Origin of the sequence: Bradyrhizobium huanghuaihaiense, assembly GCF_025200885.1 — a bacterium.
GTDB lineage: Bacteria > Pseudomonadota > Alphaproteobacteria > Rhizobiales > Xanthobacteraceae > Bradyrhizobium > Bradyrhizobium huanghuaihaiense.
In genome coordinates, this window is the sequence record NZ_CP104172.1 from 4,594,627 (window position 1) to 4,612,723 (window position 18,097).

General features: G+C 64.4%; 16 protein-coding genes. 14 read left to right on the forward strand and 2 right to left on the reverse strand.

What is annotated here, in order from left to right:
* The first annotated feature begins 18 nt into the window (after nt 1-18).
* Together N2603_RS21950 and N2603_RS21955 are read left to right on the forward strand one after the other, a co-directional pair.
* On the forward strand, nt 19-1,719 hold the full coding sequence (locus N2603_RS21950) for an aspartate:alanine exchanger family transporter (RefSeq protein ID WP_260423987.1): 1,701 nt from the start codon (nt 19-21) through the stop codon (nt 1,717-1,719).
* A gap of 15 nt (nt 1,720-1,734) precedes the next feature.
* Complete coding sequence (locus N2603_RS21955) at nt 1,735-2,169, forward strand: hypothetical protein (protein WP_018641912.1); 435 nt, start codon at nt 1,735-1,737, stop codon at nt 2,167-2,169.
* Nucleotides 2,170-2,239: 70 nt separating this feature from the next.
* On the opposite strand, the gene ppk2 is transcribed toward N2603_RS21955, so the two are convergent.
* Together ppk2 and N2603_RS21965 are read right to left on the reverse strand one after the other, a co-directional pair.
* A complete protein-coding gene (gene ppk2 / locus N2603_RS21960; protein WP_260423988.1) occupies nt 2,240-3,040 on the reverse strand; it encodes a polyphosphate kinase 2 in 801 nt (266 codons plus the stop codon).
* A gap of 27 nt (nt 3,041-3,067) precedes the next feature.
* A complete protein-coding gene (locus N2603_RS21965; RefSeq protein ID WP_260423989.1) occupies nt 3,068-3,523 on the reverse strand; it encodes a hypothetical protein in 456 nt (151 codons plus the stop codon).
* Nucleotides 3,524-3,685: 162 nt separating this feature from the next.
* Between N2603_RS21965 and N2603_RS21970 the strand changes: the two genes are divergently transcribed.
* The 12 genes from N2603_RS21970 to hflX all read left to right on the forward strand — a co-directional run bounded on the left by N2603_RS21970 (nt 3,686) and on the right by hflX (nt 18,085).
* Entirely contained in the window at nt 3,686-4,111 is a 426-nt protein-coding gene (locus tag N2603_RS21970; protein ID WP_260424231.1) for a hypothetical protein, read from the forward strand.
* Nucleotides 4,104-5,336, forward strand: coding sequence for an HlyD family secretion protein (locus N2603_RS21975; RefSeq protein ID WP_260423990.1), 1,233 nt, complete (start codon nt 4,104-4,106; stop codon nt 5,334-5,336). The genes N2603_RS21970 and N2603_RS21975 overlap by 8 nt, the downstream gene beginning before the upstream one ends.
* A gap of 23 nt (nt 5,337-5,359) precedes the next feature.
* Nucleotides 5,360-5,770: a hypothetical protein gene (locus N2603_RS21980; RefSeq protein ID WP_260423991.1), complete on the forward strand. Its 411-nt coding sequence runs from the start codon at nt 5,360-5,362 to the stop codon at nt 5,768-5,770.
* A gap of 228 nt (nt 5,771-5,998) precedes the next feature.
* The gene (locus N2603_RS21985) at nt 5,999-7,876 is read left to right on the forward strand and encodes a sensor histidine kinase (RefSeq protein WP_260423992.1); all 1,878 of its coding nucleotides are present in this window, start codon (nt 5,999-6,001) and stop codon (nt 7,874-7,876) included.
* 109 nt (nt 7,877-7,985) lie between these two features.
* Nucleotides 7,986-8,981 (forward strand): ABC transporter substrate-binding protein, encoded by a 996-nt coding sequence (locus N2603_RS21990; protein ID WP_260423993.1) that lies wholly within the window; start codon nt 7,986-7,988, stop codon nt 8,979-8,981.
* A 115-nt stretch (nt 8,982-9,096) separates the two neighbouring features.
* Nucleotides 9,097-10,782: a DUF3300 domain-containing protein gene (locus tag N2603_RS21995; RefSeq protein WP_260423994.1), complete on the forward strand. Its 1,686-nt coding sequence runs from the start codon at nt 9,097-9,099 to the stop codon at nt 10,780-10,782.
* On the forward strand, nt 10,779-11,699 hold the full coding sequence (locus tag N2603_RS22000) for a DUF2950 domain-containing protein (protein WP_260423995.1): 921 nt from the start codon (nt 10,779-10,781) through the stop codon (nt 11,697-11,699). The genes N2603_RS21995 and N2603_RS22000 overlap by 4 nt, the downstream gene beginning before the upstream one ends.
* On the forward strand, nt 11,683-12,147 hold the full coding sequence (locus N2603_RS22005) for a hypothetical protein (RefSeq protein WP_260423996.1): 465 nt from the start codon (nt 11,683-11,685) through the stop codon (nt 12,145-12,147). The genes N2603_RS22000 and N2603_RS22005 overlap by 17 nt, the downstream gene beginning before the upstream one ends.
* Before the next feature lie 197 nt (nt 12,148-12,344).
* Nucleotides 12,345-14,768 (forward strand): sensor histidine kinase NtrY-like, encoded by a 2,424-nt coding sequence (locus tag N2603_RS22010; RefSeq protein ID WP_260423997.1) that lies wholly within the window; start codon nt 12,345-12,347, stop codon nt 14,766-14,768.
* A gap of 17 nt (nt 14,769-14,785) precedes the next feature.
* Nucleotides 14,786-16,156, forward strand: a complete 1,371-nt coding sequence (gene ntrX / locus N2603_RS22015; RefSeq protein ID WP_018641924.1) for a nitrogen assimilation response regulator NtrX — start codon at nt 14,786-14,788, stop codon at nt 16,154-16,156.
* A gap of 289 nt (nt 16,157-16,445) precedes the next feature.
* Nucleotides 16,446-16,694 (forward strand): RNA chaperone Hfq, encoded by a 249-nt coding sequence (hfq, locus tag N2603_RS22020; protein ID WP_007591126.1) that lies wholly within the window; start codon nt 16,446-16,448, stop codon nt 16,692-16,694.
* Nucleotides 16,695-16,705: 11 nt separating this feature from the next.
* Nucleotides 16,706-18,085 (forward strand): GTPase HflX, encoded by a 1,380-nt coding sequence (gene hflX, locus N2603_RS22025; protein WP_260423998.1) that lies wholly within the window; start codon nt 16,706-16,708, stop codon nt 18,083-18,085.
* The last annotated feature ends 12 nt before the right edge of the window (nt 18,086-18,097 follow it).

Genomic DNA, 18,097 nt, shown 5'->3' on the forward strand with positions numbered 1-18,097 from the left:
GGCTTGGAGGGGACCAACATGCAGGCGTTCTTCACGTTCCTGCAGCAGAACCCGTATCTGCTGCTGTTCTTCGTCGTCGGTCTCGCCGTCTATATCGGGCGGGCCAGCATCAAGGGCTATGGCCTCGGCATGGTCGCCGGCGCCATCGTGGTCGGCGCGGGTCTGTCGGTGTGGGCCTCCACCTACGGCGTGAAGCTCGAGCTGAACAATTTTGCCAAGAGCCTGTTCTACTATCTCTTCATGTACGGCGTGGGCCTGCGGGTCGGACCGTCCTTCATCAACAGCCTGAGGGGCGACGGCCTCAAATTCTGTCTCCTGGCCGTGGTGTCGAGCGTCATTGGCCTCGCACTTGTCGTGATCAGCGCCAAGATGTTCTCGCTGCCGCCCGGTGCGGCCGGCGGCATGCTCGCGGGGTCGCAGACCATGTCGGCGGCGATCGGTTCGGCCGAGCAGGCCATCACCTCCGGCGTCGTCAAGCTTCCAGCCGGGATGAAGCCCGAGGAAGCCTCGGGCATGATCGCGCTGTCCTACGGCATCACCTATATCTGGGGCACCGTCGGCATCATCCTGATCTGCAAATATCTGCCGCGCTGGTGGGGCGTCGATGCCAAGGCCGCCGCCAAGCAATATGAGCAGGAGTTCGGCGTCAAGGATCTCGAAGGCGGCGGCCTGACCGGCTTTCGCCAGTTCGGCCTGCGCGCCTACCGGCTGGAAAATCCGGCGACGGTCGGCATGAGCATCGCGAAATTCCGCGCGGTCAATCCGGAATACCGCATCGTCAATGTGGGAAGGAACGGCGAGCCGCAAGGGGCCGATCCCGAACTCGTGCTGCAAAAGGGCGACATCGTCGCGCTCGGCGGCTCGACCGAGCATCTCACCGAGAAGATGGGCCTGATCGGTCCGGAGGTCGCCGATGCCAAGACACTCGGCATTCCCATGGACCAGGCGGAGATCCTCATCACCAACAAGGAGATGGTGGGGCGCACTTTCGAGTCCTTCCGCGATACCGCGATCGCCGGCCAGCTGCAGGTCACCAAGGTCGAGCGCGGCGGCGTGCAGATTCCGGCCGGTCTCAAGACCAAGCTGGAGCGGATGGACATCGTCTCGGTGGTTGGCCTCAAGTCCGCCGTCAACGAGCTCGGCGAGATGTGGGGTCGCATTGCGCGGGCCAACACCTCGACCGATCTGCTGACCCTGGCGGTCGGCATGATCGTCGGCTTCCTGATCGGCATGATCGAATTCCCGGCGTTCGGCGCCAAGATCGGGCTCGGCAACGCCGGTGGCCTCTTGCTGTCCGGCGTGATCGTGTCCTCGGTCGTGTCGCGCCTGCGCTTCTTCGGCAACACGCCGAATGCGGCGCGGAATGTGCTGGAGGATCTCGGCCTCGTCGTGTTCGTGGCCATCGTCGGCATCAATGCCGGCGCGGGGCTGCTGGCGCAGCTCACCGGCGCGGTTGCCTTGAAGATATTCATCGCCGGCTTCATCGCCTGCACGATCCCGCCCTTCATCGTCTGGGCGATCGGCTACCACGTCTTCAAGATCAATCCGGCGGTGCTGATGGGCGGCGTCGCCGGCGCGCGCTCGCATTCCGGTCCGTGCCGCGAGGCGGCCGTCGAAATCCAGAGCTCGGTGCCCTGGATCGGATTCCCGGTCGGCTATGCCGTCTCGGGCATCCTGCTCACCGTGTTTGGCTACTTCGCCATGATCCTGGCTCAATAGGGGGAAGAAAACGTCATGAGAAAGTTCACCATCGGCGCCGTCCTTGTCGCCTCGCTCGCAGCCATTGCCGGTTTCAGCACGCCGTCGCGTGCCGAGACCGGCGACGTTGCGGTCGTCTTCACGAAGGGCGGGTTCGTCATCGGCGTCGGCGGCGGGGAGGGCGTGCTGCTTCTGAGGGGCAAGAAGTATCCCTTCACCGTATCAGGCATGAGTGTCGGCTTCACCATCGGCGCATCGACCAGCAAGTTCGTGGGCAAGGCCATCAATCTGAAGGGGCCCGCGTCGATCGAAGGGTCCTATGCGGTGGGCGGAGCCGGCGGTGCGGTCGCAGCTGGCGCCGGTGCCGTGCAGTTGCAGAACGGCAATGGTGTGATCCTTCAGCTCACCGGTCCCAGGGTCGGCGCCGAAGTGTCGGCCGCGGTCGGCGGCGTGACGATCCGGCTGAAATAGGCCCGACAAGGGCCTCACGGCAAACGGGCTGCGTCACCGCAGCCCGTTTCGCTTTTCAATATCGCGCGGTTCAGTACCGTTCCTCGACGAACTTCAGTCCGCGCAGGCTGGCCTGGTCGTTGTAGCGTCCCTTGTTCGATCGCGGCGGCAGCTTGACCTTGTCCCGCTTGACCTTCTTGTAAGGGATGGTTCTCAGGATGTGCGAGATGACGTTGAGCCGCGCGCGCCGCTTGTCGTCGGAGCGGATCAGTCGCCACGGCGCATGTTTGGTGTCGGTCGCCTCGAACATCATGTCCCGCGCGCGCGAATAGTCGTACCAGCGCCCGAACGACTCGGTGTCCATCGGGCTCAGCTTCCACTGCCGCAGCGGGTCCTCGATGCGCGCCGTGAAGCGGCGTTCCTGCTCCTCCATCCCGACCTCGAGCCAGAGCTTGATCAGGATGATGCCGGCGTCGACGGCGAATTTCTCGACCAGCGGGCACAATTCCAGGAAGCGCTTGTGGTCGGCCGGCGAGCAGAAGCCCATGACATATTCAACCCCGGCGCGGTTGTACCAGCTGCGGTCGAAGATCACGATTTCGCCGCCGGCCGGGTATTGCTCGATATAGCGCTGCAGGAACAGCTGGGATTTCTGCCGGTCGGAAGGCGCGGGCAGGGCGCAGACACGGAAGACGCGCGGGCTCACCTTTTCCGTCAGTGCCTTGATGGTGCCGCCCTTGCCGGCGGCATCGCGTCCCTCGAAGATGATGATCACCTTCAGTTTCTGGGCCCTGACCCATTCCTGGAGATGGCACAGCTCGACCTGGAGCTTTTCGAGCTCCTTTTCGTAGTCCTTCCGCTTCATTCGCCCGGCAGAATCGTCCTTGGCCATGCCCCGTCCTTCCGCGGCTCCCGGCCGCTACTCGTCGCCCCATGAAATGGTCACGCCGATGTCGCCGGGCACGCCGCCCGGAAAATCGATGATCTGATAGGCGATGCGATAGCCGCGCGGCTTCAGATAGTCGGTCCAGAGCTGGAAGATCTCCTTGGGGATGCCGGTCAGCGTATTCTCCCAGCCTTTTTCCATCTGGTTGATGGCGCGCCCTTTGTCGGTGCAGAGCGTGTTGGGAAAGCGATAGACCAGGACCTCGGTGAGCCCGTTTCGCACCGCCCGCTGGATGATCGTCGAGGCGAGCTTGATCTTCTCCTCCTCGGTCTTGCCGGAAGGCTTGCTCAGCCGCTCGATCAGGGCGCGCTTCTCGGCCTCGGCGGCCGCGGCGAGACGGACATACTCTTCCGCCTTCTCGGCCTCCTTGAGCGCGGCCTCTTTACGGATCTGTGTGGCACTGGGAATGAGTTCGTCGAGGCCGGGCATGGCGGCGGCTCCCCTGGATTGTGTATTCAGTTCCCGGGACGCTATGTCCGGCAACGGGCGTTCTCTTGATTCAAATCAAGCAAATTGGAAGCGGCCCGAACACAGTGCCGCAAGTGGACCTTCCGCTGACGGGAGAGACGTTTGAGCGACCAGCTTCATCCGATGGCTCCGCACCATCTGCCGTTCTATCTCGCGCCGGGAAGCGGCACCGATCCGCTCATGGTGGTGATGGGCGTGTTCCTGATCGGCACCGTGCTCTGGGTCGGCACGCTCTATTGGAAGCTGCATAGCTTGCCGGAGCGGATGGCGCACAAGTCGCAGAAGCTGCAGTTCGAGCTCGTCGCCGTGCTCGGCCTGATCTCGCTGTTCACGCACATGCACATTTTCTGGGTCGCGGGTCTCCTGCTCGCGTTGATCGATCTGCCCGACTTCGGCACGCCGTTGCGCAGCATAGCCGGCTCTGTCGAGAAGATTGCCGACGCGACGCCGGCGACCGATGGCGGCGATGTCCCGGTCGAGGCTGCGGCGCCGCCGCCTCCGGCAGACAAGCCGGGACCCGCCAAGGAGAAGGAGCACAGCCATGTTTGAGCTGATGTTCTGCTCGCTGCTGACGATCCTGCCCGACTATCTCTACCGCCGTTACGTCCAGGGCAAACGCTTCGGCAAGGAGATCACCTTCTTCTCGGTCTGGTACGAGCTGCGCTGGGGCATCACCGCCTGCCTGATGCTGACGGTGTCGCTGATCACGATGATCTTCTACTTCCACCCGTCGACGTCGTCGGCGACGCTGTACTTCCGCACGGTGCCCATCCTTCCCGAAGGCTCGGGCCGTGTTGCCGAGGTCAAGGTCGGCTTCAGCGCACCGGTCAAGAAGGGCGACGTGCTGTTTACGCTCGACAGCTCGAAGCAGCAGGCTGCATTCGAGACGACCAAGCGAAAAGTTGCAGAGGTCGATGCCGCCATGCAGGCGGCGGAGGCCGACGTGGCCAAGGCCGAGGCGCAGATCGCGGAGGCGAAGGCCAATTACCAGCAGGCCAAGGACGAGCTCGAGGTTAAGAGCGAACTCCAGCGCCGCAACCCCGGCATCGTTCCGCAGCGTGATATCGAGAAGCTCCAGGTCCTGGTCGATCAGCGCCAGGCCGGTGTCGATGCCGCCACCGCCGCCAAGCAATCCGCATCCTTGCAGATCTCCACCCTGCTGCCGGCTCAAAAGGCCAGCGCGGCGGCCGCGCTCGACCAGGCCCAGGTCGATCTCGACAAGACGCTCGTCCGTGCCGGCGTTGACGGGCGGGTCGAGCAGTTCCTGGTTCGCCCCGGCGATGTCGTCAACCAGCTGATGCGCCCGGCCGGCGTCCTGATTCCGGAAGAGGCCGGCCGAAAGATTCTCCAGGCCGGCTTCGGCCAGATCGAGGCGCAGGTGATGCAGACCGGCATGGTGGCGGAGGCGACCTGCATTTCCAAGCCGTGGGTGATCATCCCGATGGTGATCACGACCGTCCAGGACTACATCGCAGCCGGCCAATTCCGGTCCGGCGAGCAATTGCTGGAAGCGCAGAACGCCGTTCGTCCCGGCACGATCCTCGTGTTCCTGGAGCCGCTCTACAAAGGCGGGCTCGAGGGCGTGACGCCGGGCTCGAGCTGTATCGTCAACGCCTACACCAGCAACCACGAGGAAATCTCGGCCAAGGACACGCCGACCAGCCGGAAGATCGCACTGCACGTCGTGGACGGCGTTGGCCTCGTGCACGCGATGTTGCTGCGGATCCAGGCGCTGTTGCTGCCGATCCAGACACTCGTGCTGAGTGGCCATTGAACGGTGAGAAAAGGACGGATCACATGGCTTCACGGAAATTGGTGACACTCGGCGCGACGTTGATCTCGCTGGTCTTTGCGGCCGCCAGCGCCGAGGCTCTCGACCTCAACGGCGCCTGGGCCGGCGATGCCGACAATTGCAGCAAGGTGTTCGCGCGCAACGGCGCGCAGCTCGGCTTCACCGACATGTCGGACGTCTATGGCGGCGGCTTCATCGTCGACGGAGATCAAATCGTCGGAAAATTCGCGCGCTGCCGGATCAAGGCAAGGAAGGACAACGGTCCGAACGTCAATCTGATTGCAGCCTGCGCGACCGACATAATGCTCTCCAGCATTCAGTTGAGCCTGAAGGAGCTGGACGCAAACAGCATCATCCGGCTGTTCCCGGGCATGGAGGACATGGAGATCCGCTATTTCCGTTGCCCGGCCTCCTAGCGACGCGCTGCACATTTGCCGCGGGATTGTCCTGGAATGGCACGCCCCGCCGCGCAGAGGCGCAGGCGAGGGCGGGACGTTCGTTCGTGCCGATGAGCTATGCCTACGGACGCATCACCACACGCTGCCGAGACGTGCTCTCACGGACTGTCCGTGCGCGACGATTACCGCTAGAATTGTCCGGAAAGCAGCCACCGGAAGCTGCAGGGATTGGAGCTGAGCGGACGCATGTCCTCTGACTCGGTCAGGTCATGGCCTGCCGTGCTGTTCTGCCTGGGCTTGTTCGTCGCCGCGTGCATGTCGCCAGATCAGGCAAGTGGTGTCGAGCGGAGCCTGCGCGGTGAGCTCAAGCGTGTGCTCTTGCTGCATTCCTTTGGCCGCGAGTTTCGGCCGTGGAGCGAATACGCACGCGACATCAAGGCCGAGCTCGAGCGGCAATCGCCGTGGCCACTCGACATACAGGAGCATGCGCTGCTGACGGCGCGGTTCAATAATCCTGGTCCCGAGGCGCCCTTCGTCGAATATCTGCAATCGCTCTACCAGGGATCGTTGCCCGATATCGTGTTGACCATTGGTGCGCCTGCCGCCCGGTTTGCGCAGAGATACCGCGCAAGATTGTTCCCCAACACGCCGTTGATTCTTTCCGCGGTCGAGTACCGGCTGATCGACCGTGCCGATCTTACCGACAACGACGTCGTCGTGGCGATCCGCAACGATTTCACGGCTGCATTCGCCAACATCCTTCAGCTGCTGCCGGATACCAGGGCGGTCGCAATCGTGATCGGTGCCTCGCCGCTCGAGAAGTTCTGGATGGAGGAGGTGAAACGCGAGCTGAAGCCCATGGGCGGGCGGCTGGAGCTGATCTGGTATTCGGACCTGTCATTCGAGGAGATCCTGAAACGTGCATCGAGTCTTCCCCCGCACACGGTGCTGTTCTGGGGCCTGATGTCGGTTGACGCAGCCGGGATCGTCCACGAGAGCGACATCGCCCTGCGCAGCCTGCACGCGGTTGCGAATGCGCCGATCTTTTCCTACCAGGACCCGTTCTTCGGCGGCAGCACCGTCGGCGGCCCCATGCATTCGGTCGCGGAAACGAGTTCGAGGACCGTCAGCGTCGCTCTCCGCGTTCTCGGAGGCGCAAAACCTTCGAGCATCACCTATGAGCCGCTCGGCTTCGCGCCGCCGCGCTATGATTGGCGCGAATTGCAGCGCTGGGGCATCAGCGAGAGCCGCTTGCCTCCCGGCAGCGAAATCCTGTTTCGCGAACCGAACATCTGGGAGCGCTATCGCTGGCAGATGCTGATGATCTCGGCCGTGTTCCTGGTGCAGGCCGGGCTCATCAGCGGGCTGCTGCATGAGCGCCGCCGCCGCCGGCTCGCTGAAGTGGAATCGCGCCAGCGGCTGGCGGAGCTCGCCCACGTCACCCGGTACTCGGCCGTTGGCGAGCTGACGACCTCGATCGCGCATGAATTGAACCAGCCGCTCGGATCCATCCTGACCAACGCCGAGACGGCGGAGCTCATGCTCAGGGCCGCCCCGCCCGATATCGACGAGATCCGGCAGATCCTCGCCGACATCAGACGGGATGACCAGCGGGCGAGCGAGGTGATCCGCAGGCTGCGCAGCGTCCTGAAGAAGACCCCGTTCGAGGTCAGGGATATCGAGCTGAACGACACGGTGCGGGAGGCGATCGGGCTGGTGAGCGCCGTCGCCGATGGACGCCGCATCGCGCTGGCCTACATGCCCGTGCTCGCGGATCTGCACGTCAAGGGCGATCCCGTGCAGCTTCAGCAGGTCGTGCTCAATTTGATCATCAATGCGATGGATGCAGTCTCGGACGCCGACATGAAAAAGCGCGACATCGCCGTGTCGACCATGCGGGCCGGCAGCCAGGCCGAGATCAGGATTTCCGACACCGGTCCAGGCATTGCTTCCGCGGATCTCGCAAACGTCTTCAATCCGTTCTTCACGACCAAGCCGCAAGGAATGGGAATGGGACTTGCGATCGTGAAGACTATCATCGAGGCCCATCACGGCACGATCGCCGCCGAGAACCAGCCGTCGGGCGGAGCCCTGTTCACGATCAGGCTGCCGCTCATTCGCTGACAGCGGTATGTTGATCTCGATCAAACCTTCAGCCCGCTGAGGCCGTTTCCTTTCGCGGTTGCGTCATGGCCGGGCTGGACGCGGGCATGGTGGGGGTGGTGGTTTGATCATGAGACGCCGCGAGTTCATGGCTCTGCTTGGCGCTGCGGCTGTGTTTCCGGTCTCCGCGCGAGGGCAGGAGAGGGCACCGTGGCAGTCGATGCCGTCGGTGGGCGTGCTGACCGGCAATGTTGCGGGCGATCCCGGTGCCCAGATGCGAGTCGATGCGTTCCAGCAGGGGCTGGCCGATCGCGGCTGGATTGCCAACCAGAACTATCGGCTCGAAATACGCTGGCCGGGTCCCAATCCGGCGCGGCAGAAACTGGAGGCACTCGAGCTCGTCGCCACCATGCCGGACGTCCTGTTTGCGACCAGCACAGGCACGACCCGGGCACTGCGCGATGCGACCCAGAGAATTCCGATCGTCTTCGTCGGGCTCTCCGATCCGGTCGGGACCGGTCTGGTTGCCAATCTGGCGCGACCGACCGGAAATCTGACCGGCTTCTCGCTCTACGAGCACTCGATGAGCGGGAAGTGGCTTAGCCTGCTCAAGGACATGGTGCCCGGCATGACTCACGCCGCGGTTCTGTTCAATCCGGACTCGGCACCTTATGCGCCATTCTACATCGATGCCGCGCACCAGATGGAAGGCCGTCTCGGCATGAAGATCGCCGGCGCGAGCGTTCGGAGCGGAGCCGACATCGCGGGGGTGATCGAGGCGGCGGCGCGCAATGGAGCCGGCCTTGTCGTGTTGCCGGACGGCGGCTTCTTCGGCGCACAGAGCGCGATGACGATTCCCTTGCTGGCACAGCGCCGGGTGGCGGCCATCTTCGCGGTCCGCTTCTACGCCGCCAATGGTGGCCTGATGTCATACGGTGCCGATCTGACCCAGCAGTTTCGCGATGGTGCCGGTTATGTCGATCGCATCCTGCGGGGTGCGGACATCCGCACGCTTCCGGTGCAATTCGCCAGCAAGTTCGAGCTCGTCATCAACATGAAGGCCGCCAATGCGCTTGGGTTGACGGTACCGAGCCGGCTCCTGATGGAGGCCGAGCTGATCGAGTGACGCCTTGGTCTCGCGTTGCAACAGAAGCGGCGGCTCCCGTTTCGTTGATCTCGATCAACAAACGCCCATGCCGTGGCCCCGATCTTCGCGGTCGGAATGTTGGATGGAGGGTGGAATGTCTCGCTGCGGCAAGACCCTGATGGCAATTGCGCTGATGCTGGCGATGCCGGCTGCGGCAATTGCCCAGACGGCGGACAAGCCGGCGACGCCGAGCACGCAGGCGCAGCCTGCAACCGCGCAAGTACCGGCTGCCGAGCTGTTGAAGCCGGAACAGCTCGAGGCCCTGGTTGCACCGATCGCGCTCTATCCCGACGAGCTGCTCGCCAACGTTTTGGCCGCTTCGACCTATCCGCTCGAAGTGGTGCAGGCCGACCGCTGGCTGAAGGAACGCAAGACGCTGAAGGGCGATGCGCTGAAGACCGAGGTCGACAAGCAGGGCTGGGACGACAGCGTCAAGGCGCTCGCGAGCACGGCCGAAGTTCTTTCCATGATGAGCGACAAGCTCGACTGGACCCAGAAGCTGGGTGATGCCTTTCTCGCCCAGCAGCCCGACGTGATGGATGCGATCCAGCGCCTGCGCAACAAGGCCTATGACAACAAGAAGCTGGTGACCACCAAGCAGCAGAAGGTCAGCGTCCAGTCGCAGGAAGGCAAGCAGGTCGTCGTCATCCAGCAGGCCGATCCTGCAGAGATGTACGTGCCATACTACGACCCGGCGACGGTCTACGGCACCTGGCCCTACGCGGAATATCCGCCGTATTACTGGGGCTATCCCTCCTATATCGGCGCCGGCGTGGTTGCCGCCGGCCTCGCCTTCGGCACGGCCTGGGCGATCGGACGCTGGGGCAATTACTGGGGCGGCGGCTGCAACTGGGGCAACCGCAACGTCTACGTCAATCATCGCACCACCAACATCGCCAACGGCTGGCAGCACAATCCGACGCATCGCCAGGGTGTGCGCTACAACAACACCAATGTTCAGCAGCGCTTCGGCAACAACAATCTGAAGGCCGGCGTATCGGACCGGATGGATTTCCGCGGTCGTGACGGCAATCAGGTGCTCCGTCCGAACCAGGGTGCCGGAGACCGCGCGGGCGATCGTGCAGGCGATCGTGGCGGCCCCGGTGATCGCGCCGGCAATCGCGGCGATCGTCCTGGCGCCGGGGATCGCCCCAGTGCAGGGACGCGCGACCGGCCCGGCGGCGGCGATCGTGCCGGTGCCGGTGACCGCGCCAAAGGCGGGGGTGACCGCGCCAAGGGTGGCGGAGATCGTGCAAAGGCTGCGAACCGAGCCGGCGGCGGTGCGGCCAATCGCGGCGGCGGCGGCAATCGCGGCGGCGCGATGAACGTTTCCTCCGGTCGGTCGGCGGCTGCAGCGTCGGCGCGCGGTCGCGCCAGCATGGCGAGCATGCCGCGCGGTGGCGGCGGTGGGCCGAGCTTTGCCGGACGCGGTGGCGGGGGCGGAATGGCAATGCGTGGTGGCGGAGGTGGCGGCTTTGGAGGAGGCGGACGCGGCGGCGGCGGTGGTGGCCGGCGCTCGGATATCGCGCTGAAGCACGACATCGCGCTGCTTGGACATCTCGGCAACGGCCTCGGCTATTATCGCTTCAGCTATATCGGCAGCGACAAGGCCTATGTCGGCGTCATGGCGCAGGAGGTTGAAAGCGTCATGCCTGATGCGGTGACCCGCGGCAGCGACGGCTATCTGCGCGTCCATTACGAAAAGCTTGGTCTGAAATTCCGCACCTACAGCGACTGGCTCGCCGGTGGCGCGAAGATTCCTGCGGAGGTCGCGCCATGATCGGTCTGATGTCGCTTTGTCGCGCGGTACTGCCGGGCATCATGGTGCTGGCGCTTCTGGGATCGGTGTCGCAGGCGCAGGAATCCTACAAGACGCCGGAGGACGCGGCCGCTGCACTCGCTGCTGCGGCCAAGAGCGGTCCGCGCGACCTCCTGAAAGTGCTGGGCAGGGCGGCGGACGACATCGTCTCGTCCGGCGACGAGGTCGCCGACGCCGACATACGCGCGCGGTTCGTCTCGATGTATGAGGCCAAGCACGCGATCAAGGCCGAAGGCAACAAGACGGCCACGCTGCTGCTCGGACCGGACGACTTCCCGTTCCCGATTCCGCTGGTCAACACCAAAACCGGCTGGGAATTCGACACCGACGAAGGCCGCATCGAGGTGCTTCGCCGCCGCATCGGCCGTAACGAGCTCGATGCGATCCAGACCGCGCTGGCCTATGTCGACGCGCAGAACGAATATGCCGACAAGGATCGCGGCGAGGGCGCAGGCGTCTACGCGCAGCGCTTCCTCTCCACGGCCGGCAAGAAGGACGGCCTGTTCTGGCGTGATGATGCCGATCCCAGTCCACTCGGCGCGCTGGTCGCGGAGGCTGCGGCCGAGGGCTACAAGCAAGGCGCGGGCGACGAGCCGGCGCCCTATCACGGTTACTACTTCCACATTCTGAAGGGCCAGGGCTCCAACGCGCCCGGCGGAGCGCTCAACTATGTCGTCAAGGGCAAGATGATCGGCGGCTATGCGCTGATCGCCTGGCCCGCGGAGTACGGCAATTCCGGCGTGATGACCTTTCTGGTCAACCATGCCGGCACCGTCTACCAGAAGGATCTTGGCACGCGGACCGATTTCGTCGCGCCGCGCATGACGCTGTTCGATCCCGACCAGACGTGGAAGAAAGTCGATGCCGAGAAGCCCTAGGCCGGTCCGCGTCCTGCGCGCCATCGCAGCCGGCCTCGCGGCGCTGGTGCTCGTCCTGCTTGCGATGCCGGCCACGCCTTCCTTCGCGCAGGCGAGCGGTCACGTCCGCGTCAAGTTCGTCAAGGCGGGCCTTCTGGTCGGCGGCGGTGCGGGCAGCGGCGTGTTGAACTATCGCGGCCGGAACTATCCCTTCACCGTCGGCGGCCTGAGCTTGGGCATCACTGCCGGCGCGAGCGTTGGCCGGTTCGAGGGACGGGCGTCGGGGATCCGGGACGTCGCCGACTTTGCCGGGACGTACAGTTCCGTCGGCGGCGGCCTCGCTCTGGTTGGCGGCATCAACGGCGTTCAGCTGCGCAACGAAAAGGGTGTGACCCTCGTGTTGCAGGGTCCAAAGGCGGGCCTGGAGCTCGCAGCCAACATCAGCCAGATCACGATTTCGCTGAAGTGAGACAGTCGCCCGAACTCGTCGACGACTGTCGAATCCCGACTGCTCCATTTTGGTAAATCGTGGCCAAAAGAAGAAGTTGAATTCGGTAAGCTACTGAGATTACGTGACTAATTGACACTGTAGTGTCTCGGCAACAATGTGGTACGAATACATCAGTCTCCGCCCGCCGCGGACCCGTTTTCAGCACCATTGTCGGAATGACCAGCGCAGATACCTCGGCCGCATCCTTTGACACGGCCCCAGCCGAAGAGCCGCGACGCTGGTCGCCGCGACGCTGGCTGGCGCCCTTTGCCGTGGCGCTCGCGCTGCTGTCGGGCCTGCTGACCTTCCTGGTCCTGACCGGCCTGACGCGGATCGACCCGACGCCGGAGGTGGTCCGCTCGTTCTACCTGATCAATGCCGGCACGATCCTGCTGCTGGTCGGGATTATCGTCCGCGAGCTCTGGCAGCTCATCCTGGCGCGGCGGCGGGGCAGGGCGGCGGCGCGCCTCCATGTCCAGATCGTCAGCCTGTTCTCGATCGTGGCGGTGCTGCCGGCGGTGCTGGTCTCCGTCGTCGCCAACGTCACCCTCGAGCGCGGCCTCGACCGGCTGTTCTCGGGGCCGACCAAGGAGGTCATCCAGAACTCGCTGAACATCGCGCGCGCCTACATGCAGGACCATGCGCAGCTGATCCGCGGCGACATTCTCGGCATGGCCAACGACATCGCGCATGCGAGGCCGCTCTACGACCAGGACCGGCGCTCATTCCGCGAGATGCTGACCGCCAGCGCCAGCTCCCGCAATCTGCCGGGCGCGATGATCATCGACAAGAACACCAACATCCTGGAATCTGCCGACACCGGCATGCGGCTGGCCTATTCGCCGCCGGCACCGGACTTCCTCAGCAACGTCAACGAGAACGAGCCCGAGATCGCGGTGCTGCCCGATGCGAGCTTCGTCGCCGCGGTGATCCGCCTGCGTGCCTTCAACGACACCTTCCTCTACGTCGCGCGGCCGCTCGACCCGAATGTGGTGAACCAGCTCAAGCAGACCGAGGTCAGCGTCGCCGAATATGCCCAGATCGAGTCGCGACGGCTCGGCATCCAGGTCGCCTTCGCACTGATGTTCGCGGTGATCGCGCTGACCATCCTGATGGCCTCGGTGCTGATCGGGCTGAACTTCGCCAACTCGCTGGTGGCGCCGATCCGGCGGCTGATGAACGCGGCCCATACGGTTTCGACCGGCGATCTCCATGTGAAGGTGCCGGTAGACCAGTCGGAAGGCGACCTCGCCCAGCTGGGCGAGACCTTCAACAAGATGACGCAGGAATTGCGCAGCCAGCGCGACGAGCTCGTCAATGCCAGCGATCTCATCGACAGCCGTCGCCGCTTCATCGAGGCCGTGCTGTCCTCGGCGAGCGCCGGCATCATCGGCGTCGATACCTCGGGCAGCGTCGGCATTCTCAACCGCTCCGCCGAGAAGCTGATCGGGCACTCCGAAGCCGAGACGCTCGGCCATCCGCTCTCGGACGTCCTGCCCGAGCTCGACGAGATGATGAAGACGGCGCGGGAAGGGACCCAGCGCCTGGTGCAGGGCCAGATCACGATCACCCGCGACGGCGCCGAGCGCAACCTCTCGGTCCGCGTCAGCGCCGAGAAGAACCAGCCGCACGACAGCTACATCATCACGCTCGACGACATCACCGAGCTGGTCTCGGCACAGCGTACCTCGGCCTGGGGCGACGTGGCGCGCCGCATCGCCCACGAGATCAAGAACCCGTTGACGCCGATCCAGCTCTCCGCCGAGCGCATCCGCCGCAAGTTCGGCAAGGACATCACCGAGGCCAAGGACAAGCAGATATTCGACCAGTGCACCGACACCATCGTGCGCCAGGTCGACGACATCAGGCGAATGGTCGACGAGTTCTCGCGCTTTGCGCGGATGCCGAAGCCCGTGATGGAGGGCGAGGATGTCGCCGACACCGTGCGGCAGGCGGTGTTCCTGATGAAGGTCGCTCATCCCGAGCTCGATATCGAAGCCGAGTTCAAGGAGGACCCGCTCCGGGCCCAGTTCGACCGGCGGCTGATCTCGCAGGCGGTCACCAACATCGTCAAGAACGCCACCGAGGCGATCGAGCAGGTCCCGCCGGAGGAGCTCGGCAAAGGCCGCATCGACGTCGTGGTGTCGCGCGACGGCGACGACGTGCTGATCGACGTGATCGACAACGGCATCGGCCTGCCCAAGGTCGCGCGCTCGCGGCTGCTCGAGCCCTATGTGACCACGCGCGCCAAGGGCACCGGCCTTGGCCTTGCGATCGTCGGCCGCGTGCTGGAAGACCATGGCGGGCGCATCGAGCTGAAGGACGCCTCCGACTTCCGCGAAGGCCAGCGCGGCGCCTGGATGCGCATGCGCTTTGCGATTTCCGGCCAGGCCAAGAAGGCCGAGGGAGCCGAGCAGGCGCCGGCCAAGGAAGCGGTGAAGGTAGCCACGCCCGAGACGGCGAAGGACGCGGCCGGAGCACAAGCCAGCGATCCGGTCAAGGACATGGCGCCGGAAACAAAAGAGCCGGCGGCCGGAACCAAAGAGCCGGACGAAAAGACCAATGATTCAACGAAAATCGAAGCCTCAACAGGCAGCTGACAAGACAGGCGCGACCCATGGCTAGTGAAATTCTGATTGTCGATGACGAAGCCGATATTCGGGATCTCGTCGCGGGCATTCTCGAAGACGAGGGGTTCGTCACAAGGACCGCACGCGACAGCGACTCGGCGCTCGCCGAGATCGCCAATCGCAGGCCGCATTTGGTGTTCCTCGACATCTGGCTGCAGGGCTCCAAGCTCGACGGCTTGCAGCTCTTGGAGCAGGTCAAAAAGGACAATGCCGATCTCCCGGTCGTCATGATCTCGGGCCACGGCAATATCGAGACCGCGGTGGCCGCGATCAAGCGCGGCGCCTACGACTTCATCGAGAAGCCGTTCAAGGCCGACCGCCTGATCCTGGTCGCCAATCGCGCGCTGGAGAACTCGCGGCTCAAGCGCGAGGTCAAGGAGCTGAAGCAGCTCGCGCCGAGCGCCAGCCAGCTCGTCGGCCGCTCGCCCAGCATGAACCAGCTCCGCCAGACCATCGAGCGCGCCGCCAAGGCCAACAGCCGCATCCTGATCGTCGGCCCCGCCGGCGCCGGCAAGGAGCTGACCGCACGCACGCTGCATGCGGCCTCGGGCCGCGCCGACGGTCCCTTCGTCGTCATCAACGCCGCCGCGATCACGCCCGAGCGGATGGAGCACGAGCTGTTCGGCATCGAGCAGTCCAACGGCGAGCAGCCGCGCAAGCCGGGCGCGCTCGAAGAGGCGCATGGCGGCACGCTGTTCATCGACGAGATCGCGGACATGCCGCGCGAGACCCAGAACAAGATCCTGCGCGTGCTGGTCGAGCAGTCGTTCCAGCGCGTCGGCGGCACCGGCAAGGTGCAGGTCGACGTCCGCATCATCTCCTCCACCGCCCGCAACCTCGAGGAGGAGATTGCCGCGGGCACTTTCCGCGAGGATCTCTATCACCGCCTCTCGGTGGTCCCGATCCGCGTGCCCGCGCTGTCGGAACGGCGCGAGGACATTCCGGAGTTGATCGACTACTTCATGGAGCAGATCTCGGCCGGCAGCGGCCTGCCCAAGCGCCAGATCGGGCAGGACGCGATGGCGGTGCTGCAATCGCATGTCTGGCCCGGCAATGTGCGCCAGCTCCGCAACAATGTTGAACGAGTCATGATTCTGGCCGCCGGCGGCCCGGAGGTCATCATCACCGCCGACATGCTGCCGCAGGACGTCGGCTCGATGGTGCCGGCGATGCCGACCAGCAACAATGGCGAGCACATCATGGGCCTGCCGCTGCGCGAGGCGCGCGAAGTATTCGAGCGCGACTATTTGATTGCACAGATCAGCCGTTTTTCAGGAAATATTTCTCGAACGGCTGAGTTCGTTGGCATGGAACGGTCGGCACTGCATCGCAAGCTGAAGGCGCTCGGCGTCGGCTGAAACGTTCCGAGTGAAGTGGATACCGGTCGGCATACAGAAAACGCCGCGACATCGCGGCCGCTCGTCAGGGATAAACGAGGAAAATCATCGATTTCCGTAGTTTTTCGGGGCAATAGAGCACGGGCTGCCGCGTGAAGCGGCTTGCCTAATAACCCGACCTGTCCTCTAATCGAACCGCTGTTCCTCCGAGGGGGATCTCATGAGGAGCGGCAACCGGAGGAGGCCCCGAATTTCACAAAGAGGGCCGCATCCGGCGCAATAAAAAGAAACTCAAAGCGAGAAAAAAACAATGGCGGCAGACCGCGCACAAAACCTGCAGGACACCTTCCTTAATCACGTTCGCAAAACCAAGACGCCACTGACGATCTTTCTGGTCAACGGAGTGAAGCTCCAGGGCATCGTGACCTGGTTCGACAATTTCTGTTTGCTGCTTCGGCGCGACGGTCACTCGCAGCTTGTCTACAAGCATGCGATCTCGACCATCATGCCGGGCGCGCCCATCCAGTTGTTCGAAGGCGGCGAGGATCAGCCGGCTTGAGAGTGATCTGATTGGAACCCCGGAATTTCGACGGGGACGCCGACCGTCCGCGGTCGGCAGGGGCTAAGCAGACGGGGCGGGTGCTTGTCATCGGTCCCTATTTGCGAGTGCGCGCGGGAAGTGCCGACGCGCAATCGGAAAGTCATGTCCAACGCGACGCCGAGGCCCGGCTTGATGAAGCCGCGGGCCTCGCGCGCGCGATCGACCTCGTCATTGCCGATGCGATCATCGCGCCGATCAGCCAGATCAGGCCCGCCACCTATATCGGCAAGGGCAAGGTCGAGGAGATCGCCGCGCTGGCCAAGAGCCTCGACGTCGAGCTCGTGGTGATGGATTGCGCGCTGGCGCCGATCCAGCAGCGCAATCTCGAGAAGGAGTTGCACGCCAAGGTGCTCGACCGCACCGGGCTCATCCTAGAAATCTTCGGCCGCCGCGCCAAGACCAAGGAGGGCTCGCTCCAGGTCGAGCTCGCGCATCTCAACTACCAGCGCTCGCGCCTGGTGCGATCCTGGACCCATCTCGAACGCCAGCGCGGTGGCTTCGGCTTCATGGGCGGTCCGGGCGAGACCCAGATCGAGGCCGACCGCCGCCTGATCCAGGAGCGCATCACCAAGCTCGAGAGCGAGCTGAAGAAGGTGCAGGCGACGCGGCGGCTGCATCGCGCCGGCCGCCAGCGCGTGCCGTATCGCGTCGTGGCACTGGTCGGCTACACCAACGCCGGCAAATCGACGCTGTTCAACCGCCTGACCCGCGCCGACGTGCAGGCCGCCGACATGCTGTTCGCAACGCTCGACCCGACGCTGCGCGCGCTCAACCTGCCGCATGGCGGCAAGGCGATGCTGTCCGACACCGTCGGCTTCATCTCCAACCTGCCGACCCAGCTCGTCGCCGCCTTCCGCGCCACGCTGGAGGAGGTGCTTGAGGCCGACGTCATCCTGCATGTGCGCGACATCTCGCATGAGGATGCCGAGGCCCAGCAAAGCGACGTCGACGCGGTGCTGCGCCAGCTCGGCATCAATCCCGATGACTCAGGCCGCATCATCGAGGTCTGGAACAAGATCGACCGTTACGACGTCCAGCAGCGCGAAGAGCTTCTGAACATCGCCGCGCGCCGGCCGGAGGATCATCCGGCGATGCTCGTTTCCGCCGTGTCGGGCGAGGGCATCGACGCACTGCTTGCCGCGATCGAGGAACGGTTAGCCGCCAAGCGCACCACGCTCGATCTCTCCATCGACGCCGCCGACGGCGCCGGCATCTCCTGGCTGCACCGCAATTCGGAGGTGCTGGCCAAGGAGCTGCACGACGGCCGCTTCGACATGACCGTGCGGGTGGATGAGACCAAGCGGGATATCGTGGTGAACAGGTTCGACGCCGTGCCGCGCGTGGCTTGATCGATCAGTTTG